The following is a 22,858-nucleotide window of genomic DNA, read 5'->3' as shown; positions in this document are numbered from 1 at the left end:
CCTGTGCCCGCCTAGGTCTCGCTCAACGCATGCTTGCCCAGCAGGTAGCTCGCCGACATCTCGCGCGCATAGGCCTGCATGGCAGCGTTGCCGACCTTGTGCACCGGCGTGGAGGTGACCCGGTCGCGGAACAGCACCACTTCCACGCCTTCGAGCAGCTCGGCGAGAGCATGGGCCAGCGGCAGTCCGTTCTCCAGTATCTCCATCACGTGGCAGTTGCCAACCAGGAAGTTGAGCCCCAGCTCACGTGCCGTCTCGATCAGTTCGTGGCCGGCATAGACGCGGCTGATCGAGGCCAGCACGGTATCCACATCGGGGTACTCGGCCACGGCCTGGCGTAAGTTCTCCGGCGAGAAACCGGTATGTGGAAAGATGTGCAGTACGTTCTCGACCCGGCTGTTGCGCTCGCCGAGGTGAATGAAGCCCTGGGTCTCCACGCTGGTTTCGCGGATTTCCTCGATGCCGCGCACCAGGCGCTCCTCGGCCAGCAGGGTGCGGTCCTGGTCCAGCGCCATGAAGCCGTCCAGACGATCGAGAATGTCGCCCAGGGTGGCGATACCCGGCAGCGCCCGGCCCACGAACATGATATTGCCATGCACGCCGCCGTAGGAAATGCTGCCCTTCAGCACCTTATGGCCATGCAGGTAAGGAATACCGGGGTGCAGGCCGTGAAAGGCTTCGTGGCACTCCAGCCCCGCCACGTCGTAGAGATCGAGATAGTTCTTCAGCGTCACCCCGCCGCAGCTGGCGGCATCGGCGATAGGGTGATGCGCCACGACGGCATCCACGCCGGTGGCGCCCGCTAGTTCGATTACCAGCTCTGTCATGGTCATGCACACGGCGATTTTCTTAACCTTCTTGTTGGGGTTACCGTAGATCAACCCCGGAATCTCCAGCACCTCCTTTCCGTAGATTCCAGATGATTTCAGGATCACGAAGGGGTGATCCCCCCGCTTCACCTCCTCCATGGACGACACCGTCCTGCCGCCTGTTATCACGCTCATCGCATTGACGATATCCGCTACCTTGGCCATCGGCTCTCTCCTCTTTCGGTCGTCATCTCGACCACAAAAAAACCGCCAGCACAGCAAGAGGCCTTTGCCTCCAACTGCGCTGACGGTTTCGAGCACTCGTCCTGTCAGGGCGAGTTCACATCACCAGTCAACGGTCATTTCTGTACGGACTTGCGCCTATGCCCTGACATCGGGGGTCAGAGATAGTCGCGCACGTCTCGTTTCAACAACACCACGGTAGCGGAAAGCTCGGCCTGCGCGTCGTAGTCCTTGAAGATGGAAACGATCTCGAAACCGTACTTCTCTACCAGCAGCTGCTTGAATTCGTTCTTGAAACCCTTGATCAAGTAGTGGTCGGCCAGCTCGCTCACGTTACTGTTCAATGCACTTAGATAAGCCAGCGAGGGAACCCGCTTGTGCAGCGCGACGATGAGAATCTTGTCGCCCAGCACGTCGACTTTCTGCCGCACCACGCCGATACCGAAGAGGCGATGATTGACCTCATTGTAGTCCTTGATCAGCTCCTGCTTGAACTGCCCCAGGGAATGGGTCCCCGTAGAATGACTGTCCAAGACTCTCATGCTCGACCTCATATCGGCTCGGCCGGCTCTTGCCAGCTGGTATACCAAACTGTTACTCCAGTGAGACTAGCCAACCGACAAAAACCTGTCAACCAGGAATAATCGATTATTGGCGCATTAGCGATGACGGGTAGTAGCAGGCTAATAGGTCGAAGGATGCTCAAGCGGGTTCACCTCTTCGATAAAGCATGCGCCGTCGTGACACCGGTTGGCAGAGGCAGACTCTCTCTCGGTTGCTGTCAACTGCAATAGAGACGATTCGCTGACATATGGTTGACGGCCCCTCAATTATGGTACATGGTATACCATATTGCTCTAACACGAATGCAACTAAAACATCGTGCGAACCCGATTCAGAAGAGAGCCAGGTGAACGCTATGCCCATGATCACAATTCACAAGAACGGTGAAATCCATGAAGGCGAAGTCCAGCCCAACACCAACCTGGTGGTGCGTGCCGGAATCCGCCAGTTTCCGTACCCGCACCTCAGCTATGGCTGCGGCATGGGCAAATGCGCCAAGTGCATGTGCAAGGTAATCAAAGGCGGCGAGTCGCTGCCCGCCCCCAACTGGAAGGAGAAAAAGATGCTCGGCACGCATCTTGAGCAGGGCTATCGACTGGCCTGCCAGCTGTGGGTGAATGAGGACCTTGAGCTGGCCCAGAACAGCCCTGCTGATCCGAAGGGTAAAGACCGCTCAGAAACTGCTTCCGCCTACTGATCGAACTGCCCAGATGGGAGTGGCTGGAGAACAGAGCGCCCACTCGAATGGGCGCTCTACTCGGCGGTTTATCTCAGCCGAGGTACTTGATCATCACGCCGGCGGCCACCGCCGAACCGATCACGCCGGCCACGTTGGGCCCCATGGCGTGCATCAGCAGGAAGTTGTGCGGGTTGGCCTCGAGCCCCACCTTGTTGGAGACCCGTGCCGCCATGGGCACCGCCGAGACACCGGCCGAGCCGATCAGCGGGTTGATCGGCATGCGGCTGACGAGGTTCATCAGCTTGGCCATCAGCACGCCGGATGCGGTGCCGATGGCGAAGGCCACGATGCCCAGCCCCAGGATGCCCAGGGTCTCGACCGCCAGGAAACTCTCGGCCATCAGCTTCGAGCCCACCGAGAGCCCCAGGAAGATGGTGACGATGTTGATCAGCGCGTTCTGCGCGGTATCGGAGAGGCGCTCGACCACGCCACACTCGCGCATCAGGTTGCCGAAGCAAAACATCCCCAGCAGCGGCGCGGCGTCGGGCAGGAACAGCGCCACCAGCAGCAACAGCGAGACCGGGAAGACGATCTTCTCGAGCTTGGACACCGGGCGCAGCTGGGTCATGGCGATCTCGCGCTCGCGCCGGGTGGTGAGCAGGCGCATGATCGGCGGCTGAATCAGCGGCACCAGCGCCATGTAGGCGTAGGCGGCCACGGCGATGGCCCCCAGCAGCTCCGGCGCCAGCACGCTCGAGACGTAGATCGAGGTGGGCCCGTCGGCACCGCCGATGATGCCGATGGCGGCGGCCTGGTTGAGCGAGAAGTCCATCCAGCCGAGCGCCGAGAGGCCCACCGCGCCGAGCAGGGTGGCGAAGATGCCGAACTGTGCCGCCGCGCCCAGGAACAGCGTGCGCGGATTGGCCAGCAGCGGGCCGAAGTCGGTCATCGCCCCCACGCCCATGAAGATCACCAGCGGCGCGATGCCCGAGGCGATCGCCACGCTGTAGAACTGATAGAGCATGCCGTGGCCGTAGCCGGCGTCCAGCGCCAGGTCGTTGGCCGCCCGATACGCCTGCGGCGTGAGGTCGCCGTGCAGCGCTTCGCCGATGGCGTGGCGCCAGGCCTCCAGCGAGGCGCCCGGCGCCGGGTCCACGCCGACAATCGCGGCCAGCTCCTCGAGCACACCGGGGCGCGCCATGTGGGCGGCCTGCTCCGCCGCCGACAGCGCCAGCCCCGCCTCGGGGATGTTGGCGAGAATGCCACCGAAGCCGATCGGCACCAGCAGCAGCGGCTCGAACTTCTTGTAGATCGCCAGGTAGAGCAGCAGCAGGCCCACCGCGATCATGACCGCCTCGCCCCAGGTCAGGTTGTAGAGGCCGGAACCCTCCCACAGGGTCAGTAGCTTGTCCATGTGATACCGACCCCTAGAGTACGATCAGGGTGTCGCCGACCGCGACGCTGTCGCCCTCGTCGACCTTGACCTCGGATACGGTTCCGCCCTTGGCGGCGCGCACTTCGGTCTCCATCTTCATGGCCTCGAGGATGATCACCACGTCGCCTTCCTTGACCGTGTCGCCGGGACGCACGTTGACCTTGAAGATGTTGCCCGCCAGCGGTGCCTCGATGGTCTCGCCGCTCGTGGCGGCTTCAGGCGCCGGGGCGGAGGGGGGCTGGGGCTGTTCCTGAACCGCCCCGATCTCGCCGCCCTCGGCGACCTCGACCACGTACTGCTTGCCGTTGACCTTGACGGTATAGGTCTCGGGGCCGCCAGGCGCGGCGGCCGGGACCGGCACCTTGGCCTCGGCCCCGCCCTGCGGGGCAGCGCCCGGCCGCTTGGCGCCGGGTGACTCCTGGCCGGGGGCCTGGGGAGCGGGCTCGAAGGCCTCGGGGTTGTCGCGGTTCTTGAGGAATTTCAGCCCGATCTGCGGGAACAGCGCGTAGGTCAGCACATCGTCGACCTCGCGCTCGCCCTCGGCAAGGCGGATGCCCTCGGCCTTGGCCTTGTGCTTGAGTTCCTCGGCCAGTCGCGCCATCTCGGGCTCGAGCAGGTCGGCGGGGCGGCAGGTGATCGGCTCGCCGCCCTCGAGCACGCGGCTCTGCAGCGCCTTGTCGAAGGGCGCCGGGGCGGCGCCGTATTCACCCTTGAGCAGCGCCTGGACCTCCTTGGAGATCGACTTGTAGCGCTCCCCCATCATCACGTTCATCACCGCCTGGGTGCCGACGATCTGGGAGGTGGGCGTCACCAGCGGGATGAAGCCCAGGTCCTCGCGCACGCGCGGGATCTCGGCGAGCACCTCGTCGAGCTTGTCGCCGGCGCCCTGCTCCTTGAGCTGGCCCTCCATGTTGGTGAGCATGCCGCCCGGCACCTGGGCCACCAGGATGCGCGAGTCGATGCCCCTCAGCGAGCCCTCGAAGGCGGCGTACTTCTTGCGCACCTCGCGGAAGTAGCCGGCGATGTCCTCGAGCAGCTCGAGGTCGAGGTTGGTGTCTCGCTCGGTGCCCTTGAGGATCGCCACCACCGATTCGGTGGGGCTGTGGCCATAGGTCATCGACATCGAGGAGATGGCGGTGTCGACGTTGTCGATGCCGGCTTNNNTCGACGTTGTCGATGCCGGCTTCCACCGCCTTGACGATGGTGGCGGTGGAGAGTCCGGTGGTGGCGTGGCAGTGAAGCTGGATCGGGATCGACAATCGTTTCTTCAGCCGCGAGACCAGTTCGAAGGCGTCGTAGGGCGCGAGCAGGCCGGCCATGTCCTTGATCGCCAGCGAGTCGGCGCCCATGGCGGCGATGGTCTCGGCGAGCTCCACCCAGCTATCGAGGGTGTGCACCGGGCTCACGGTGTAGGAGATGGTGCCCTGGGCGTGGCCCTCGACGTCGCGCACGGCCTTGATCGCCCGCTCCAGGTTGCGTGGATCGTTCATGGCGTCGAACACGCGGAACACGTCGACGCCGTTGCGCCTGGCGCGCTCGACGAAACGGTCGACCACGTCGTCCGCATAGTGGCGGTAGCCGAGCAGGTTCTGGCCGCGCAGCAGCATCTGCTGGGGCGTGTTGGGCATGGCCTCCTTCAACGCCCGTATCCGCTCCCACGGGTCTTCGCCGAGGTAGCGGATACAGGCGTCGAAGGTGGCCCCGCCCCAGGACTCGAGCGACCAGAAGCCGACCCGATCGAGCTTCTCGGCGATCGGCAGCATGTCGTCGAGGCGCATGCGGGTGGCAAACAGCGACTGGTGAGCGTCGCGCAGCACGACGTCGGTGATGCCCAGCGGGCGCTTGGTCTCACTCATCAGGATGACCCCGTAGATGACGTGTTGTGTAGTAGTATTGGCACTTCGCCCCGCGGCGATCAGCGGCGGTGGCGACGGCGATAGCGATGAAGGGCGGCGCTGATGACGGCCATCAGCTCGGCGTCATCCGCCTGGCCCGGGGATGTCGCGGCCGGCACCGGGGCCGGAGGCACGGGAGAAGGCGCCAGACGACGGACGATCAGCGACATCAGGGTCGTGACCAGCACGAGGATTGTAAGAAAAACAAAAACGAACCCCATGCCGACGCCCATCAGGGCCAGGCCGTCGAGTAGCAACTGCTTGTCCTGCATGCTCGCGCTCCCTCTTTCTTCACGACTTGCTCACGAACTGCCGCAAACATGTCGCCAATCTGTAAAAAGTTGGCCCTATAAACTGCCACACTCTGGATATATTGCAAGCGCCCTATGGTGGAAGCCAAAGTTGTTGTTTTACTACAAGGCAGGATCGGCCTTGCCCCCATGGAAGGGGTGATCGACGCCCATACCCGCGACCTGCTGACCCGCCGCCCCGGCTTCGACTGGACGGTGACGGAATTCGTCCGCGTGGTCGATGCCCGGCTGCCGCCGCGGGTCTTCCGCCGCCACTGCCCCGAGCTCGACGAGGGGGTGACGACACCCTCCGGCGTTCCGGTGGCGCTGCAGCTGCTCGGCAGCGACCCGGCCGCCCTCGCGGCCAACGCCGAGCAGGCGCGCAAGCTCGGCGCCAGCACCATCGATCTCAATTTCGGCTGCCCGGCCAAGCTGGTCAACCGTCACGATGGCGGCGCCTCCCTGCTGCGCGACCCGCGCCGCGTGCAGGCGGCCGTGGCGGCCGTCCATGCGGCCGTGGGCGGCGAGATCCCGGTCACGGCCAAGATCCGCCTGGGCTTCTCCCACCGACGCCTGGCGCTCGACTGCGCCAAGGCCGCGGAGGACGGCGGCGCCTCTCAGCTCGTCGTGCACGCCCGTACCCGTGACGAGGGCTACCGCCCGCCGGCCCACTGGGAGTGGATCGGCCGCATTCGCCGTCATCTGGGCATTCCCGTCGTCGCCAACGGCGACATCTGGAGCCTGGAGGATTACTGGAAGGCGCGCACCTTGTCGGGCTGCCGTGACGTCATGCTCGGGCGTGGCGCCCTCGCCGACCCCTGGCTGGCCCCGCGCATTCGCCACTGGCTGTCGACCGGGGAGCAGCTGCCCGCCACGCCGTGGCAGGCACGGGCCGAGATATTGGCCGAATTTGCTGCATTGCAGCGTATCACACTTCCCGAGCGCGTTGTCGCGTCCCTGGTGAAGCAGTGGCTGAACCACATGCGTCAGCGCGACGTCGAGGCCGCCCGGCGCTTCCAGGCGGTGAAGCGCATCACCGAACTGGAGGCGTTGCTGAAGGGGCTCGGCGGCGCTGCGGTGGCGCGCGACCGCGGCCGCCTCGAACTCGCCTGATCGTCGCCGGGCTGCGGGCATAAAAAAGGGTGCCCATCGATTCACGAGGGCACCCAAACGATCGCGCGACCGGCATCATCCCGCGCCGGCTCGGCTAGTCGACATGTATGCCCCGATGGCAGGACGCCGGGGCCAAAGCAGAAGACCCGCCCTCGCATGAGGACGGGTCGCAATCTGGCGCGCCCGGGAGGATTCGAACCTCCGACCACCTGATTCGTAGTCAGGTACTCTATCCAGCTGAGCTACGGGCGCTGACGGCAAGCTTGTCGATCTTGCAGCGATGCCCTGTTCGAACCGCGTGACGAGAAACTATGCACCCTGACCCGAATGCTGTGCCTGCTTCGTCAACCGTGGCGCGCCCGGGAGGATTCGAACCTCCGACCACCTGATTCGTAGTCAGGTACTCTATCCAGCTGAGCTACGGGCGCATCTTAACGCTTAGAACTGCATCACGTTTCGAACAACGGCAACATGTCGCATGGCGGAGAGGGAGGGATTCGAACCCTCGATGGGGCTATAAACCCCATACTCCCTTAGCAGGGGAGCGCCTTCAGCCACTCGGCCACCTCTCCCTCAACGACACGGCGCATATCCTATCGTTTCCCCTCCCCTTTGTCCAGCGTATTCAAAGATTTGTTTCGCTACGCCAGACGACCGGTTGTGGAACGAACTCACGAGGAGGAGCTGCTTCCCCCCTCATCGTCGGACTTCTCACGCTGTATGCGCTGGTAGATCTCTTCTCGATGTACGGCGACATCCTTGGGCGCGTTGACGCCTATACGGACCTGGTTGCCCTTGACGCCAAGGACGGTCACGGTGATGTCATCACCGATCATCAGCGTTTCTCCGACTCGGCGGGTCAGGATGAGCATGACTGATCTCCTTCTCAGACGACTAGCAACGGGATGCGCGTCGATCCCCGACGCTTAGTTGCTGCTTGCATTATGTAACAGAATATCCGCTGTGCACCACCACCAACCCCACCATGACACCATGACAGCGTTGAAGGGAAGCCAGGCTGCTCATCGCAGCAGACTCCCCCAGCGTAGAACAGGCACCGCCTGCAAGTCGTCCGTACCTTGTTAATTTTCTTGTTGCTTGCCTTATTCGCTCTCGATATCGGCCTTGTCCAGGCCGAAAGCGGTATGCAGGGCACGCACGGCGAGTTCCATCTGCTTCTCGTCGATCACCACCGAGATCTTGATCTCGGAGGTGGAGACCATGCGGATGTTGATGTTCTCATCGGCGAGGACGCGGAACATCTTGGAGGCCACGCCCGCATGCGAGCGCATGCCGACACCGACCAGCGAGACCTTGGCGATGTTGTCGTCGCCGTTGACCTCGCCGCCGCCCAGGTCGGGAATCACCTGCTCCTCGAGGATCTTCAGGGTCTTCTTGTAGTCGCCCTTGGCCACGGTGAAGGTGAAGTCGGTGTAGTCGCCGGCCGGCGCCACGTTCTGCACGATCATGTCGACTTCGATGTTGGCGTCGGCGATCGGGCCGAGGATGCGCGAGGCCACGCCGGGCACATCGGGCGTGTTGAGCAGGGTCAGCTTGGCCTCGTTGGCGGTGAAGGCGATGCCGGAGATCAGCGGTTCTTCCATGGAGTCCTCGTCTTGGTCGGATTCAGCAACGATCAGGGTGCCGGGGCCGTCCTGGAAACTGGACAGCACGCGCAGCGGGACATTGTACTTGCCGGCGAACTCCACCGAGCGGATCTGCAGCACCTTGGAGCCGAGGCTGGCCAGCTCGAGCATCTCCTCGACGGTGATGGTGTCGAGGCGCTGTGCCTTGGAACAGACCCGCGGGTCGGTGGTATAGACGCCGTCGACGTCGGTGTAGATCTGGCATTCGTCGGCACCCAGCGCCGCGGCCAGCGCCACCCCGGTGGTATCGGAGCCGCCACGGCCCAGCGTGGTGATGTTGCCCTCCTCGTCGACGCCCTGGAAGCCGGCCACCACGACCACCTTGCCTTCGTCCAGGTCCTCGCGCATCTCGTCGGTCTCGATGCGCTGGATGCGCGCCTTGGTGTGGGCGCTGTCGGTGAGGATGCCGACCTGGGAGCCGGTGTAGGAGGTCGCGGGCACGCCGAGCTTGTGCAGGGCCAGCGCCAGCAGCGAAATGGTCACCTGCTCGCCGGTGGAGACCAGCATGTCCATCTCGCGCGGCGTGGGCTCGTCGTTGATCTCGTTGGCCATGCCGATCAGGCGGTTGGTCTCGCCGCTCATGGCGGAGACCACCACCACGACCTGGTGGCCGTCATCGCGGAAGCCCTTGACCTTCTCGGCCACGGCCTTGATGCGCTCCACCGAGCCCACCGAGGTGCCGCCGAACTTCTGTACGTAAAGTGCCATCTACGCTTTTCCCTCGCTTGTCGGGCGCTACGCGCCCGGATGAGTGAAAGTCCTCAGAGTCGAAGGGCCGGGACATCACGTCGCCGGCCCTGGAGACATCATGCGAGACGCTGCTCGACCCAGGCGGGAACGCTCTCCAGCGCCCCCGACAGCGCCGTCACGTCGCTGCCGCCGGCCTGGGCCATGTCGGCACGCCCGCCGCCCTTGCCGCCGACCTGGGCGGCCACGTGATTGACCAGCTCACCGGCCCTGACCCTGCCGGTCAGGTCGTCGGTGACGCCGGCGATCAGGCTCACCTTGCCGGCCGCCTCATCGGCCACGCCGAGCACCACGATGCCCGAGCCCAGCTTGTTCTTGAGCTGGTCGAGGACGCCGCGCAGTTCCTTCGCCGAGACGCCCTCGAGTCGGGTCGCCAGCACCTTGATGCCGCCGATCTCGCGGGCCTGGCTCAGCATGTCGCTGCCGGCGGCGCTGGCCAGCTTGGCCTTGAGCCGCTCGAGCTCCTTCTCCAGGCTGCGGTTGCGCTCGACCAGCGACTCGACGCGCTCCTCGACCTGCTCCGGCTTGGCCTTGAGGCGCTCGCCGATGCGCACCAGGCGCGCCTCCTGCTCGTGGAAGTGGGCCAGCGCCCCCTCCCCCGTGATTGCCTCGATGCGACGCACGCCCGACGCGATACCCTGCTCGCTGACGATGTGGAAGCAGCCGATATCGCCGCTGCGGGCGACGTGGGTGCCGCCGCACAGCTCGATCGAGAAGTCGTCGGCACCGATGGTCAGTACGCGCACGCTGTCGGCGTACTTGGCCTCGAACAGCGCCGCCGCCCCCTTGGCCTTGGCCTGGTCGAGGGTCATCTGCTCGATGCGGGTCGGTGCGTTGGCCAGCACCTGCTCGTTGACCAGGCGCTCCACCTCGGCGAGCTGCTCCGCCGTCATCGGCTCGAAGTGGCTGAAGTCGAAACGCAGGCGCTCGGCGGTGACCAGCGAGCCCTTCTGCTGCACGTGGTCGCCCAGCACCAGGCGCAGCGCCTTGTGCATCAGGTGGGTGGCGGAGTGGTTGCGCACGGTGGCGGCACGCAGGCCGGCATCGACCTCGGGGCGCACCTCGGCGCCCACGGCGAGGCGGCCCTCGAGCAGCACGCCGTGGTGCAGGTGGTGGCCGCCCTGCTTCTGGGTGTCGGTGACCTGGAAGCGGCCGCCGTCGAGATGCAGGTAGCCGGTGTCGCCCACCTGGCCGCCGGATTCGCCGTAGAACGGCGTGCGATCGAGCACCACGATGCCGCGCTGGTCGGGTTCGAGCGCCGCCAGGGCGTTGCCCTCGTTATCGACGATGGCGGTGACGGTGGCGCGGTCCTCGAGCCGGTCGTAGCCGGTGAAAGCGGTCTCGCCCTCGAGCTCCAGTGCCGCGCCCTGGCTGGCACCGAACTGACTGGCGGCACGGGCGCGCTCGCGCTGGGCCTCGAGCTCGCGCTCGAAGCCGGCTTCGTCCAGGCTGACGCCGCGCTCGCGGCAGACGTCGGCGGTCAGGTCGTAGGGGAAGCCGTAGGTGTCGTAGAGCTTGAACACCGTATCGCCCGGCAGCACGTCGCCCTGGAGGCCGGCAAGCGCTTCCTCGAGCAGGCCCATGCCGTGCTCCAGCGTGCGGGCGAACTGCTCCTCCTCCTTGAGCAGGATACGTTCGACCTGGCCGCGGGCTTCGCGCAGCTCGGGGTAGGCCTCGCCCATCTCGGCGTCCAGGGCCGCCACCAACTTGTGGAAGAACGGCTCCTTGGCGCCCAGCTTGTGGCCGTGACGAATGGCGCGACGGATGATCCGGCGCAGCACGTAGCCGCGCCCTTCGTTGGAGGGCAGCACGCCGTCGGCGACCAGGAAGGCGCAGGAGCGGATATGGTCGGCAATCACCCGCAACGAGGGCGTCGTGGTGTCGCCGTGGCCGGTGGCGTCGGCCGCCGCCTTCAACAGGTTCTGGAACAGGTCGATCTCGTAGTTGGAGTGGACGCCCTGCAGCACCGCCGCCACCCGCTCGAGGCCCATGCCGGTATCGATGGAGGGCTTGGGTAGCGGGTTCAGGTTGCCGGCCGCATCGCGGTCGAACTGCATGAACACCAGGTTCCAGATCTCGATGTAGCGATCGCCGTCCTCCTCGGGGGTTCCGGGAGGGCCGCCCCACACCTCGGGGCCATGATCGTAGAAGATCTCCGAGCAGGGCCCGCAGGGGCCGGTGTCGCCCATCTGCCAGAAGTTGTCCTTGGCGCCGATCCGCGCAATACGCTCGTGAGGCACGCCGATTTCGTCGGCCCAGATGTTGTAAGCCTCGTCGTCCTCGGTGAACACGGTGACCCACAGCTTTTCGGCGGGCAGACCCAGGCGCTGGGTGAGGAACTCCCAGGCGAAGCGGATGGCGTCGCGCTTGAAGTAGTCGCCGAAGCTGAAGTTGCCCAGCATCTCGAAGAAGGTGTGGTGGCGCGCGGTGTAGCCGACGTTGTCCAGGTCGTTGTGCTTGCCGCCGGCACGCACGCAGCGCTGGGACGAGGTGGCGCGCACGTAGGGCCGCGGGTCACGACCGAGGAAGACGTCCTTGAACGGCACCATGCCGGCATTGGTGAACAGCAGCGTCGGGTCGTTGCCCGGCACCAGGGAGCTCGACGGCACGATGGTGTGGCCGTGCTCCTCGAAGTAACTCAGAAAGGCCTGTCTGATGTCTGCGCTTTTCATGGCATATCCGTGGCGATGAGCGTGGTCACCCGACGGGCAGGCGCGTCCAGTACCGTGTCAACATGGCCGAATCGCACGCCTTGACGTGTCAGGAGCGCCACCAGGGCGTTCGCAAAGGGAGGCATTATAACGTAGTTGTCAAGCGACTGAAGGGTGGGCGCGCCCGCCCGCGCTCAGTCGGAGCGGGCGAGCCGCTCCAGGGCGTGACGGATCTGCTCGAAATCGAAGCCGCGAGAGGCCAGGAAGCGCTCGCGCCGGGCGCGCTCACGCGGGGTATCGCCAGGGCCGGAGAAGCGGCGCTCGAGCACTTCGCGAGCGAGCTCGAACCAGTCGACCTCGCCCTCCCGCTCGGCCCCGGCCAGCGCCGCCGCGATCAGGCCGCGTGCGATGCCGCGCCGCTCGAGCTCGGCGCGTACCTTGAGCGGCCCCTGGCCGCGCGCCACCCGCGAGCGCAGGAAGCTCTCGACGAAGCGGGTGTCGGACTGCAGGCCCTCGGCGGCCAGCGCATCGAGGCAGGCCTCGATCGCCTCGGGGGAATGGGCCCGTGCCGCCAGCCGTTGCCCCAGTTCGGCGCGCGCATACTCGCGCCGGGCCAGCAGGCGGATGGCGTCGTCCCGCGGCGACGGGGCAGGTGCGGCTTCGGCCCGGGCTGGCATGGCTTAGAGCAGGTCGTCCTCGCGCTCGGCGTCGGCGGCCACCGGCTCCTCGGCCTCCTCCTTGGGCGCCACCGTGGCCAACAGCTGGCCGCGGATCTGGCTCTCGATCTCCTCCATCACCGCCGGGTTATCCTCGAGGAACTGGGCGGCATTGGCCTTGCCCTGGCCGATCTTGTTGCCCTGATAGCTGTACCAGGCCCCGGCCTTGTCGATCAGGTTGCACTGCACGCCCAGGTCGACCACTTCGCCGGCGTGGTAGATGCCCTTGCCGTAGAGGATCTGGAACTCGGCCTGACGGAACGGCGGTGCCACCTTGTTCTTGACCACCTTGACCCGGGTCTCGTTGCCGACCACCTCGTCGCCCTGCTTCACCGAGCCGGTGCGACGGATGTCGAGGCGCACGCTGGCGTAGAACTTGAGCGCGTTGCCGCCGGTGGTGGTCTCGGGGCTGCCGAACATCACGCCGATCTTCATGCGGATCTGGTTGATGAACACCACCATGCAGTTGGCGTTCTTGATGTGCCCGGTGATCTTGCGCAGCGCCTGGGACATCAGGCGCGCCTGCAGGCCGACGTGGGAGTCGCCCATCTCGCCCTCGATCTCGGCGCGCGGGGTCAGCGCCGCCACCGAGTCGATGATGATCACGTCGACGCCGCCGGAGCGCACCAGCATGTCGCAGATCTCCAGCGCCTGCTCGCCGGTGTCGGGCTGGGACACCAGCAGGTCGTCGAGGTTGACGCCGAGCTTCTCGGCGTAGCTCGGGTCGAGCGCGTGCTCGGCGTCGATGAAGGCGCAGGTCTTGCCCTGGCGCTGGGCCTGGGCGATCACCGACAGGGTCAGGGTGGTCTTGCCCGACGACTCCGGCCCGAAGATCTCCACCACGCGACCGTAGGGCAGGCCGCCGATGCCGAGCGCGATGTCGAGCCCCAGCGAGCCGGTGGAGACCGACGGCATCACCACCCGCGGCGCATCGCCCAGGCGCATCACGGTGCCCTTGCCGAACTGGCGCTCGATCTGGGAAAGGGCGGCATTCAATGCCTTGGAACGGTTTTCATCCTGTGCCATGAGGCTCTCCTCGCAGAACTCGCAGACGCTTGCAGGTGCAGTTGGTAGGCGGCCACCGTGGGGAGCTCGCCCGGACACTGTATGGTTGGCCAGTAGTATGACGAAAAAAACGCCGCGCGCCTAGCACTACGAATGCGGCTCGGCTTCGAGATAGCGGATCAGCCCGACGATGGCCTCGCGTACCGCCCGTTCACGCACCGCGCGGCGGTCGCCGGGAAAGTGGAAGCGCTCGGCCCGCTGGCGCGCCTCGCTGCCCCAGGCCAGCCAGACGGTGCCCACCGGCTTCTCCGGTGTGCCGCCGTCGGGTCCGGCCACGCCGCTGATCGCCACGCCGAGCTTGGCCCCGCTGTCGCGGCAGGCGCCCGCCACCATGGCCTCCACCACCGCCTGGCTGACGGCGCCATGCTGGGCGATCGTTGCCTCGGGGACGCCGAGCAGGCGCGCCTTGGCCGCGTTGGAGTAGGTCACGTAGCCGGTCTCGAAATAGTCCGAGCTGCCGGCCACCGAGGTAATCGCGCTGGATACCCCGCCGCCGGTGCACGATTCGGCGGCGGTGACGCTGACGCCGTGCTCGTGACAGCGCCGCCCGAGCCGTTCGGCAAGGGTCGCGAGGTCGAGGTTGGCCAGGCTGGAAGCGCTATGAGGCATTGGTATCGCTCCTGATCGAGAGGGGGACTGCCTGCAACCATAGCGCATCCTTCCCGCCACGACAGGCCATCGGTTCGCCCCCCGTGCTCAGCGTTCCGTGCGGCGTGTCGACGCCGGCGGCGCGTGGTAACCTTGCCCTTTCGATGCCCACGCAACCGACGAGCCAGCCGAGAAAGCATGAACGACGCGGTCAAGACGGACGTGCCGAGCCATACGCCGATGATGGCCCAGTACCTCAGGATCAAGCGCGAGCACCCCGACGTGCTGCTGTTCTACCGAATGGGCGATTTCTACGAGCTGTTCTTCGACGACGCCCGGCGCGCCGCGGCCCTGCTCGACATCACCCTGACCCAGCGCGGGCAGTCCGCGGGCAAGCCGATCCCCATGGCCGGCGTGCCCTACCACAGCGCCGAGGGCTACCTGGCGAGGCTGGTGAAGGCCGGCGAGTCGGTGGCGATCTGCGAGCAGATCGGCGACCCGGCAACCAGCAAGGGGCCGGTGGAGCGCCGCGTGGTGCGTATCGTCACGCCCGGCACGCTGCACGACGAGGCGCTGCTCGACGCCCGTCGCGACAACCTGCTGGTGGCCGTGCACCCCGCCGGCGAGTGCTGGGGCATCGCCTGGCTGGAGCTCTCCAGCGGGCGCTTCAGCGTGCTCGAGGTGGAGGGCGACGGCGACATGCTGGCCGAGCTTCAGCGCCTCGATCCCGCCGAGCTGCTGATCGCCGAGAGCGTGTCGCTGCCGCCCGCGCTGGAAGGGCGCCAGGGGCTGCGCCGCCAGAGCGACTGGCTGTTCGACCTCGAGTCCGCCACCCGCCTGCTGTGCGACCAGTTCCAGGTGCAGGACCTGCGCGGCTTCGGCTGCGCCCACCTGGAGGCCGCCCTCACCGCCGCCGGGGTGCTGGTGGAGTACGCCCGCGACACCCAGCGTTCGCGCCTGCCCCACGTCACCGCGCTGGGCGTGGAGAGCCGCGACGAAGCCGTGGTGATCGATGCCGCCAGCCGGCGCAACCTGGAAATCGACGTCAACCTCGGCGGCGGGGGCGACAACACCCTGGCCAGCGTGCTCGACACCACCGCCACCGCCATGGGCTCGCGGCTGCTCAAGCGCTGGCTCAACCGCCCGCTGCGCGACCGTGGCCAGGTGCAGGGGCGCCAGGCGGCGGTTGCGTTGCTGCTCGAACGCGAGGGCTTCGTGGCCCTGCGCGAACTGCTCAAGGCGATCGGCGACGTCGAGCGCATCCTCGCCCGGGTGGCGCTCTACAGCGCAAGGCCCCGCGACCTCGCCCGCCTGCGCGATGCCCTGCTGGCGTTGCCGGAGCTCGAGCGCGAGCTGCAGGGCTACAGCGAAGGCACCGCGCTCGACGACCTGGCCCACCATATCCGCCCCTATCCGGAGCTGGCCGATACGCTGTCCCGGGGACTGGTCGACAACCCGCCGGTGGTGCTCCGCGACGGCGGCGTGATTCGCGAGGGCTTCGACGCCGAACTCGACGACTACCGCGGGCTCGCCGAGCACGCCGGCGACTACCTGCTGCAGCTCGAGGCCCGCGAGCGCGAGCGCACCGGCCTGGCCGGCCTCAAGGTGGGCTACAACCGCGTGCACGGCTACTACATCGAGATTCCCCGCGCCCAGGCCCGCGAGGCGCCGGTCGACTACATCCGGCGCCAGACCCTGAAGAACGCCGAGCGCTTCATCATTCCCGAGCTCAAGGAGTTCGAGGACAAGGCGCTGTCCGCCAAGTCGCGTGCGCTGGCCCGCGAGAAGCTGCTCTACGATGGCCTGCTCGACTCGCTCAATGCCGAGCTTGGCGCCCTGCAGGGCACCGCCCGTGCGCTGGCCGCGCTGGACGTGCTGGCGGCCTTCGCCGAACGTGCCCAGGCGCTCGGCTTCTCGCGCCCGCGGCTCGCCGAGGCGCCGGGCATCGAGATCCGCGGCGGGCGCCACCCGGTGGTGGAGCACGTCAGCGACGCCCCCTTCGTGCCCAACGACCTGGTGCTCGACGACAGCCGCCGCATGCTGGTCATCACCGGCCCCAACATGGGCGGCAAATCGACCTACATGCGCCAGGCGGCGCTGATCGTGCTGCTCGCCCATACCGGCAGCTTCGTGCCGGCGGACGAGGCCTGCATCGGTCCGGTGGACCGCATCTTCACGCGCATCGGCTCGTCGGACGACCTGGCCGGGGGCCGCTCGACCTTCATGGTGGAGATGACCGAGACCGCCAGCATCCTGCACAACGCCACCGACCACAGCCTGGTGCTGATGGACGAGATCGGTCGCGGCACCAGCACCTTCGATGGCCTGTCGCTGGCCTGGGCCAGCGCCGAGCACCTGACCGGCACGCGCGCCTTCACCCTGTTCGCCACCCACTACTTCGAGATGACGGCCTTGGCCGACCAGGCCGAGGGGGTGGCCAACGTGCACCTCACCGCCGCCGAGCACCGCGACGGCATCGTCTTCATGCACCGCGTGGAGGAGGGGCCGGCCAGCCAGAGCTACGGCCTGCAGGTGGCCCAACTGGCCGGCGTGCCGCAATCGGTCATCGCGCGGGCCCGCGACAAGCTGGCCCAGCTCGAGCAGCAGGAGGTCGACCAGAGCCATCGCGGCGTGCCCCGCCGGGGTGGCGGGCCGGCCCCCATGCAGAGCGACCTCTTTGCCACCGCGCCCCACCCGCTGCTCGACGAACTGGCCGGCCTCGACCCCGACGAATTGACGCCGCGTCGTGCGCTGGAGTTGATCTATGGCTGGCGCGAACGGCTCTAGGCGCCGCGCCGCTTGCTCAGGCCTTTGGGCATGTCTAGAATGTAGCGTTCAACGAAATACATTCTTATAAGAAGTTGTTTTTTTATAACTATCAGGATTAAGACTGATACCGAATATCACCAACCGGGAAGGGCACGACCCGGCTGCGAGGAGGGAGACAGGCAATGACTTTTGTCGTCACCGAAAACTGCATCAAGTGCAAGTACACCGACTGCGTCGAGGTCTGCCCGGTGGACTGTTTCTATGAGGGTCCCAACTTCCTGGTGATCCATCCCGACGAGTGCATCGACTGCGCCCTGTGCGAGCCGGAATGCCCCGCCGAGGCGATCTTCTCGGAGGACGAGCTGCCGGAGGGCCAGGAGGAATTCATCGCCATCAATGCGGAGCTCTCCGAGGTGTGGCCCAACATCGCGGAGAAGAAGGACCCGCCGGCCGACGCCGAGGAGTGGGACGGCAAGCCCGGCAAGCTGCAGTACCTGGAGCGCTGAGCCCGCTACCCGCCCCCACCCTCCTCTCTCGCGCCGAAAGCCTGCCAGCCTGCCTTCGGCGCGTGGCCCACGCCGCGCCCAAGGCAAAAAAAAGGCGACCCAAAGGTCGCCCGGCTCCCAGCATTTCCCTGGGCGGTTCCCTCCGCCCTCTCTCCTGTGGCAACGTCCGTGCCCGGAGGCGACTTCCTGTCACACCGGGCGTGCCACGAAAACAGCATCCCGTTGCATCCTGCCGGAGAGCCTCCCGCTCTGCCTTGTCCCATTCGCATTCTGGCATTTCCGCCAAGGGACGCAAGCGAGCCCCTGGCAACCCAACGCCTCCTCGCCGGTTGACTGCAAGCCAGGCAAAATCAATAAAATCATAGAGATAAAAAAGGCCGACCCCGAGAGGATCGGCCTTCCGACTCCTATGTTGGCTTAGATCGTCGCCTTTTTGTGGTCAATTTCCTACAAGAATGTCAGCGATATCGTCGGCCAGGTGGACAGGTACGCCCTTATTGCCCCTTGATCGCCGAGCGACCCGGATAGACGACGCGCTCGCCGAGCTGCTGCTCGATCACCAGTAGCCGGTTGTACTTGGCGACCCGGTCGGAGCGGCACAGCGAGCCGGTCTTGATCTGGCCAGCCGAGGTGCCCACCGCCAGGTCGGCGATGGTGGTGTCCTCGGTCTCGCCGCTGCGGTGGGAGATCACCGCGGTGAAGCCGGCGTCCTGGGCCATCCTGATGGCGTCCAGCGTTTCGGAAAGCGAGCCGATCTGGTTGAACTTGATCAGGATGGAGTTGCCGATCTGCTCGTCGATGCCGCGCTTGAGAATGCGCGTGTTGGTCACGAACAGGTCGTCGCCGACCAGTTGCACCTTGTCGCCGAGCTTGTCGGTCAGCGCCTTCCAGCCGTCCCAGTCGGACTCGTCCATGCCGTCCTCGATGGAGACGATGGGGTACCGATCGCACAGCTCGGCCAGGTAGTCGACGAAGCCCGCGGCATCGAAGGACTTGCCCTCGCCGGCGAGGCGGTACTGGCCGTCCTGGTAGAACTCGGAAGAGGCACAGTCGAGCGCCAGGGTGACGTCGCGGCCGAGCTCGTAGCCGGCATCGGCGACGGCCTGCTTGATCACCGCCAGCGCCTCGGCGTTGGACTCCAGGTTCGGCGCAAAGCCGCCCTCGTCGCCCACGGCGGTGGAGAGGCCCTTGGCGGAGAGCACCTTCTTCAGGGCGTGGAAGATCTCGGCGCCGACCCGCAGCGCCTCGCGGAAATTGGGCGCCCCCACCGGCTGGATCATGAACTCCTGGATGTCGACGTTGTTGTCGGCGTGCTCGCCACCGTTGAGGATGTTCATCATCGGTACCGGCATGCGGTACTGGCCCGGCTGGCCGTAGAGCTCGGCGATATGGGCGTAGAGCGGCATGCCCTTGGCGTTGGCCGCGGCCTTGGCCGCGGCCAGCGACACGGCGAGAATGGCGTTGGCGCCGAGGCTGGCCTTGTTGTCGGTGCCGTCGAGCTCGAGCATGGCGTTGTCGAGGCCACGCTGGTCGCGGGCATCCATGCCGACCAGGCGCTCGCGGATGGCGCCGTTGACGGCCTCCACCGCCTTCAACACGCCCTTGCCCAGGTAGCGCGACTTGTCGCCGTCGCGCAGTTCCAGGGCCTCGCGCGAGCCGGTGGAAGCGCCGCTCGGCGCGCAGGCCACGCCCACGGCGCCGCTCGCGAGGCGAACTTCGGCCTGCACGGTGGGGTTGCCGCGGGAGTCGAGTACCTCGAGGGCGTGGATGTCGACAATCTTGGTCATCGGTGTCGTCCTTTGGTTCTGTCAGCGTTGATTGAGTCGATCGGGGCTAATGTCTCTCTCGGCTTATAGCGCCACTGCCTGGGTAACCGCCGTTATTCGATGTTCAGTGCCGGGAAGCCCTTGACCAGCTCGTCGAGCGCCTTGAGCTGGGCCAGGAAGGGCTCGAGCTGGTCCAGCGGCAGCGCGCAGGGGCCGTCGCACAGGGCGCTGTCGGGGTCCGGGTGGGCTTCCAGGAAGAGCCCCGCCAGCCCCACGGCGACGCCGGCGCGTGCCAGCTCGGCGACCTGCTGGCGGCGCCCGCCGGCGCTGTCGGCGCGTCCGCCGGGGCGTTGCAGGGAGTGGGTGACGTCGAAGAAGACCGGGCAGCCGGTCTGCTTCATGTCGCCGAAGCCGAGCATGTCGACCACCAGGTTATTGTATCCGAAGCTCGAGCCGCGCTCGCACAGCAGCACGCGGTCGTTGCCGGCCTCCTCGCACTTGCGAATGATGTGGCGCATCTCGTGGGGGGCCAGGAACTGCGGCTTCTTGATGTTGATCACCGCGCCGGTCCGGGCCATGGCCACCACCAGGTCGGTCTGGCGCGCCAGGAATGCCGGCAGCTGGATGATGTCCGCCACCTCGGCCACCGGCTCGGCCTGCCAGGGCTCATGCACGTCGGTGATCACCGGCACGCCGAAGCGCTGCTTGATCTCGGCGAGAATCTCGAGCCCCTTCTCCAGGCCGGGGCCGCGGAACGAATGGATCGAGCTGCGGTTGGCCTTGTCGAAGCTGGCCTTGTACACGTAGGGCATGCCGAGCCGTCCGGTGACGTCGACATAGGTCTCGGCGACCTCGAGGGCCAGCTCGCGGGACTCCAGCACGTTCATGCCGCCGAGCAGCATCAGAGGCAAAGAATTGCCGGCGGTGAGGCCGGCAATGGAAACGTGACGTTCGGGTGCGGACGGGGCCTTCTCGGACATGGTCTCACTCCTGATGCGAGGTCAGTGCGCGAGTGCGCGCCGCCTTGTGCTCCAGCGCCGCATTGACGAAGCCGGTGAACAGCGGGTGGCCGTCGCGCGGGGTGGAGGTGAACTCGGGGTGGAACTGGCAGGCCACGAACCAGGGGTGATCGGGCAGCTCGACCATCTCCACCAGGGAGTTGTCGACGCTCTTGCCGGAGACCACCAGGCCGGCCTTCTGCAGCGCCTCGACGAACTGGTTGTTGACCTCGAAGCGGTGGCGGTGGCGCTCGACGATCTCCTCGCTGCCGTAGGCCTCGCGCGCCTTGGTGCCGGGCTCGAGACGGCAGACCTGGCCGCCGAGGCGCATGGTGCCGCCCAGGTCGGAGGCCTCGCTGCGCAGCTCGATCTTGCCCTCGGCGTTGATCCACTCGGTGATCAGGCCCACCACCGGGTGCTGGGTGTCGTGGGTGAATTCGGTGGAGTTGGCGTCCTCCCAGCCGGCTTTGTTCCGGGCGAACTCGATCACCGCGACCTGCATGCCGAGGCAGATGCCGAGGTAGGGGATGCCGTTCTCGCGGGCGTAGCGGGCGGTCTCGATCTTGCCCTCCACGCCGCGCTCGCCGAAGCCGCCCGGCACCAGGATGGCGTCCTTGCCGGCCAGCCGCTCGGTGCCGTGGCGCTCGATGTCCTCGGAATCGATGTAGTCGACGTTGACCTTGACCCGGGTCTGGATGCCGGCGTGGATCAGCGCCTCGTTGAGCGACTTGTAGGCGTCGAGCAGCTCCATGTACTTGCCGACCATGGCGATGTTGATCGACTTGAGCGGGTTGAGCTTGGCGTCGAGCACGCGGACCCATTCGGCGAGATCGGCCGGATCGGCCTCGAGGCGCAGCTTGTCGCAGACGATCTCGTCGAGGCCGTGCTCGTGGAGCATCAGCGGAATCCGGTAGATGGTGTCGGCATCCTGCAGCGGGATGACCGCGCGCTCCTCGACGTTGGTGAACAGCGCGATCTTGCGCCGCTCGGTCTCCTCGAGCTCGACCTCGCTGCGACAGATCAGGATGTCGGGCTGGATACCGATCGAGCGCAGCTCCTTGACGCTGTGCTGGGTCGGCTTGGTCTTGGTCTCGCCGGCGGTCTTGATGTAGGGCACCAGGGTCAGGTGCATGAAGATCGCCCGGCTCGCCCCCAGCTCGCTACGGATCTGGCGGATCGATTCGAGGAACGGCAGCGACTCGATGTCGCCCACGGTGCCACCGATCTCCACCAGCGCCACGTCGAAGCCCTCGCCGCCGGCATAGACCCGGCGCTTGATCTCGTCGGTGATGTGCGGAATCACCTGCACCGTGCCGCCCAGGTAGTCGCCGCGGCGCTCGCGGCGCAGCACGTGCTCGTAGACGCGCCCGGTGGTGAAGTTGTTGCCCTGGGTCATCTTGGTGCGGATGAAGCGCTCGTAGTGGCCCAGGTCGAGATCGGTCTCGGCGCCATCTTCGGTGACGAACACCTCGCCGTGCTGGAACGGGCTCATGGTGCCCGGATCCACGTTGATGTAGGGATCGAGCTTGAGCATGGTGACCTTGAGGCCGCGCGCCTCGAGAATCGCCGCCAGCGAGGCCGACGCGATGCCCTTGCCGAGAGAGGACACAACGCCGCCGGTCACGAAGATATATCGTGTCATGAAGAACCTGTCGAAACGTGATCATGAGGCGCGGCAGAAAGCCGCGCCAGGATGGGACGACAGCGTAGCAGATTACGACCAATGGCTCAATTTCGCCGCCGCCGGGCGCGGCTCATGGCCACCAGCGCGCGGTCTCGCCACCCAGCGGGTCGCGCGGCGGCCGCGAGACCTTGGCGATGCGTGCCACCGCCGCGTCGTGCTCGGCGGGGTCTGCCCGCAGCAGGTCGAGCTCGCGCTGGTCCTCGGGGTAGGCGGCGAGCAGCAGGAAATCGGCGCTGGCCTCGAGGTGGCAGTGGCCGGTGCCCGCCGGCAGCACCAGGGCGTCGCCGGTGCGCAGCTCGACGTCGTCGCCTTGCTCGCCGCCCAGGCGCAGGCTGCCCCAGCCCGAGAGCACGCCGAAGGCTTCGTGGGCGATGGAGTGGTAGTGATGGTAGTCATAGACCCCGCCGCGCCAGCTCGGCCGCCAGCCGTTGGCACCGAACAGGCGCTCGAAGCGCTCGCCGATGGCCTCGCGGTCGAGCACCGGGTTCACCCCCCGCGAGCGGAAGAGCAGCGTCGCCAGCGGCGAGTTGGGGATGCGTCCGTCGTCGGCGAAGATCAGCCGCTCGGGGGCCACCGGTTCGCCTCGCGCCTCGGCGAGCCCCAGGTCATGTCGCGTGTCGTCCATGCTCGCTCCTCCTCGCGATAGCGCGTCTCCAGAACCTGCCCCAGAGTCTAGGAAAGGACGCCGCAGAAC

18 protein-coding genes, 3 tRNA genes and 1 pseudogene are annotated in these 22,858 nt (G+C 66.5%); 4 read left to right on the top strand and 18 right to left on the bottom strand.

Going from position 1 to position 22,858, the window contains the following annotated elements:
* Positions 1 to 11 precede the first annotated feature (11 nt).
* Together DIS04_RS06365 and DIS04_RS06360 are read right to left on the bottom strand one after the other, a co-directional pair.
* Complete coding sequence (locus DIS04_RS06365; RefSeq protein WP_111412943.1) at positions 12 to 1,034, bottom strand: Nif3-like dinuclear metal center hexameric protein; 1,023 nt, start codon at positions 1,032 to 1,034, stop codon at positions 12 to 14.
* Between the two features lie 176 nt (positions 1,035 to 1,210).
* Positions 1,211 to 1,594: a Na-translocating system protein MpsC family protein gene (locus DIS04_RS06360; RefSeq protein ID WP_111412942.1), complete on the bottom strand. Its 384-nt coding sequence runs from the start codon at positions 1,592 to 1,594 to the stop codon at positions 1,211 to 1,213.
* A 377-nt stretch (positions 1,595 to 1,971) separates the two neighbouring features.
* On the opposite strand from DIS04_RS06360, the gene DIS04_RS06355 reads away from it, so the two are divergent.
* A complete protein-coding gene (locus tag DIS04_RS06355) occupies positions 1,972 to 2,313 on the top strand; it encodes a 2Fe-2S iron-sulfur cluster-binding protein (RefSeq protein WP_111412941.1) in 342 nt (113 codons plus the stop codon).
* Positions 2,314 to 2,386: 73 nt separating this feature from the next.
* Here DIS04_RS06355 and DIS04_RS06350 read toward each other — a convergent pair whose 3' ends face one another.
* The 3 genes and pseudogenes from DIS04_RS06350 to DIS04_RS06340 all read right to left on the bottom strand — a co-directional run bounded on the left by DIS04_RS06350 (position 2,387) and on the right by DIS04_RS06340 (position 5,897).
* Positions 2,387 to 3,709 (bottom strand): sodium ion-translocating decarboxylase subunit beta, encoded by a 1,323-nt coding sequence (locus DIS04_RS06350; protein ID WP_111412940.1) that lies wholly within the window; start codon positions 3,707 to 3,709, stop codon positions 2,387 to 2,389.
* A gap of 13 nt (positions 3,710 to 3,722) precedes the next feature.
* Positions 3,723 to 5,586 (bottom strand): annotated as a pseudogene (oadA, locus tag DIS04_RS06345) (sodium-extruding oxaloacetate decarboxylase subunit alpha).
* A 59-nt stretch (positions 5,587 to 5,645) separates the two neighbouring features.
* Positions 5,646 to 5,897 (bottom strand): OadG family protein, encoded by a 252-nt coding sequence (locus DIS04_RS06340; RefSeq protein WP_111412939.1) that lies wholly within the window; start codon positions 5,895 to 5,897, stop codon positions 5,646 to 5,648.
* 168 nt (positions 5,898 to 6,065) lie between these two features.
* Here DIS04_RS06340 and DIS04_RS06335 point away from each other — a divergent pair, with 168 nt between their 5' ends.
* Complete coding sequence (locus DIS04_RS06335) at positions 6,066 to 7,028, top strand: tRNA dihydrouridine synthase (protein WP_111412938.1); 963 nt, start codon at positions 6,066 to 6,068, stop codon at positions 7,026 to 7,028.
* A gap of 175 nt (positions 7,029 to 7,203) precedes the next feature.
* Here DIS04_RS06335 and DIS04_RS06330 read toward each other — a convergent pair.
* The 9 genes from DIS04_RS06330 to DIS04_RS06290 form a co-directional block, all read right to left on the bottom strand.
* Positions 7,204 to 7,280: transfer RNA gene (locus DIS04_RS06330), tRNA-Arg, on the bottom strand.
* Between the two features lie 99 nt (positions 7,281 to 7,379).
* A tRNA-Arg gene (locus DIS04_RS06325) sits at positions 7,380 to 7,456 on the bottom strand.
* Positions 7,457 to 7,507: 51 nt separating this feature from the next.
* A tRNA-Ser gene (locus DIS04_RS06320) sits at positions 7,508 to 7,600 on the bottom strand.
* A 99-nt stretch (positions 7,601 to 7,699) separates the two neighbouring features.
* The gene (gene csrA, locus DIS04_RS06315; RefSeq protein WP_111412937.1) at positions 7,700 to 7,900 is read right to left on the bottom strand and encodes a carbon storage regulator CsrA; all 201 of its coding nucleotides are present in this window, start codon (positions 7,898 to 7,900) and stop codon (positions 7,700 to 7,702) included.
* 231 nt (positions 7,901 to 8,131) lie between these two features.
* On the bottom strand, positions 8,132 to 9,382 hold the full coding sequence (locus DIS04_RS06310; RefSeq protein WP_111412936.1) for an aspartate kinase: 1,251 nt from the start codon (positions 9,380 to 9,382) through the stop codon (positions 8,132 to 8,134).
* 98 nt (positions 9,383 to 9,480) lie between these two features.
* Positions 9,481 to 12,093, bottom strand: coding sequence for an alanine--tRNA ligase (gene alaS / locus DIS04_RS06305; protein WP_111412935.1), 2,613 nt, complete (start codon positions 12,091 to 12,093; stop codon positions 9,481 to 9,483).
* A gap of 173 nt (positions 12,094 to 12,266) precedes the next feature.
* Positions 12,267 to 12,749, bottom strand: coding sequence for a regulatory protein RecX (locus DIS04_RS06300; RefSeq protein WP_111412934.1), 483 nt, complete (start codon positions 12,747 to 12,749; stop codon positions 12,267 to 12,269).
* Positions 12,750 to 12,752: 3 nt separating this feature from the next.
* A complete protein-coding gene (recA, locus tag DIS04_RS06295) occupies positions 12,753 to 13,814 on the bottom strand; it encodes a recombinase RecA (RefSeq protein ID WP_111412933.1) in 1,062 nt (353 codons plus the stop codon).
* A 126-nt stretch (positions 13,815 to 13,940) separates the two neighbouring features.
* Positions 13,941 to 14,462: a CinA family protein gene (locus DIS04_RS06290; protein WP_111412932.1), complete on the bottom strand. Its 522-nt coding sequence runs from the start codon at positions 14,460 to 14,462 to the stop codon at positions 13,941 to 13,943.
* Positions 14,463 to 14,639: 177 nt separating this feature from the next.
* Between DIS04_RS06290 and mutS the strand changes: the two genes are divergently transcribed.
* Positions 14,640 to 17,228: a DNA mismatch repair protein MutS gene (gene mutS / locus DIS04_RS06285; RefSeq protein ID WP_111412931.1), complete on the top strand. Its 2,589-nt coding sequence runs from the start codon at positions 14,640 to 14,642 to the stop codon at positions 17,226 to 17,228.
* A gap of 164 nt (positions 17,229 to 17,392) precedes the next feature.
* Positions 17,393 to 17,716, top strand: a complete 324-nt coding sequence (gene fdxA, locus DIS04_RS06280) for a ferredoxin FdxA (protein WP_111412930.1) — start codon at positions 17,393 to 17,395, stop codon at positions 17,714 to 17,716.
* 494 nt (positions 17,717 to 18,210) lie between these two features.
* Here the strand turns inward: fdxA and eno are convergent, their stop codons facing one another.
* From eno to DIS04_RS06260, 4 genes are all read right to left on the bottom strand, one after another.
* Positions 18,211 to 19,503 (bottom strand): phosphopyruvate hydratase, encoded by a 1,293-nt coding sequence (eno, locus tag DIS04_RS06275; protein WP_111412929.1) that lies wholly within the window; start codon positions 19,501 to 19,503, stop codon positions 18,211 to 18,213.
* Positions 19,504 to 19,595: 92 nt separating this feature from the next.
* Positions 19,596 to 20,462, bottom strand: a complete 867-nt coding sequence (gene kdsA / locus DIS04_RS06270) for a 3-deoxy-8-phosphooctulonate synthase (protein WP_111412928.1) — start codon at positions 20,460 to 20,462, stop codon at positions 19,596 to 19,598.
* Positions 20,463 to 20,466: 4 nt separating this feature from the next.
* On the bottom strand, positions 20,467 to 22,122 hold the full coding sequence (locus DIS04_RS06265) for a CTP synthase (protein ID WP_111412927.1): 1,656 nt from the start codon (positions 22,120 to 22,122) through the stop codon (positions 20,467 to 20,469).
* Between the two features lie 112 nt (positions 22,123 to 22,234).
* Positions 22,235 to 22,789: a cupin domain-containing protein gene (locus tag DIS04_RS06260; RefSeq protein WP_111412926.1), complete on the bottom strand. Its 555-nt coding sequence runs from the start codon at positions 22,787 to 22,789 to the stop codon at positions 22,235 to 22,237.
* Positions 22,790 to 22,858 lie beyond the last annotated feature (69 nt).

Source organism: Billgrantia lactosivorans (assembly GCF_003254665.1).
In the GTDB taxonomy this organism is placed as follows: Bacteria; Pseudomonadota; Gammaproteobacteria; order Pseudomonadales; family Halomonadaceae; genus Halomonas; species Halomonas lactosivorans.
The sequence above is the reverse complement of the archived record's forward strand: the minus strand, read 5'-3'. Positions and strand labels throughout refer to the sequence as shown.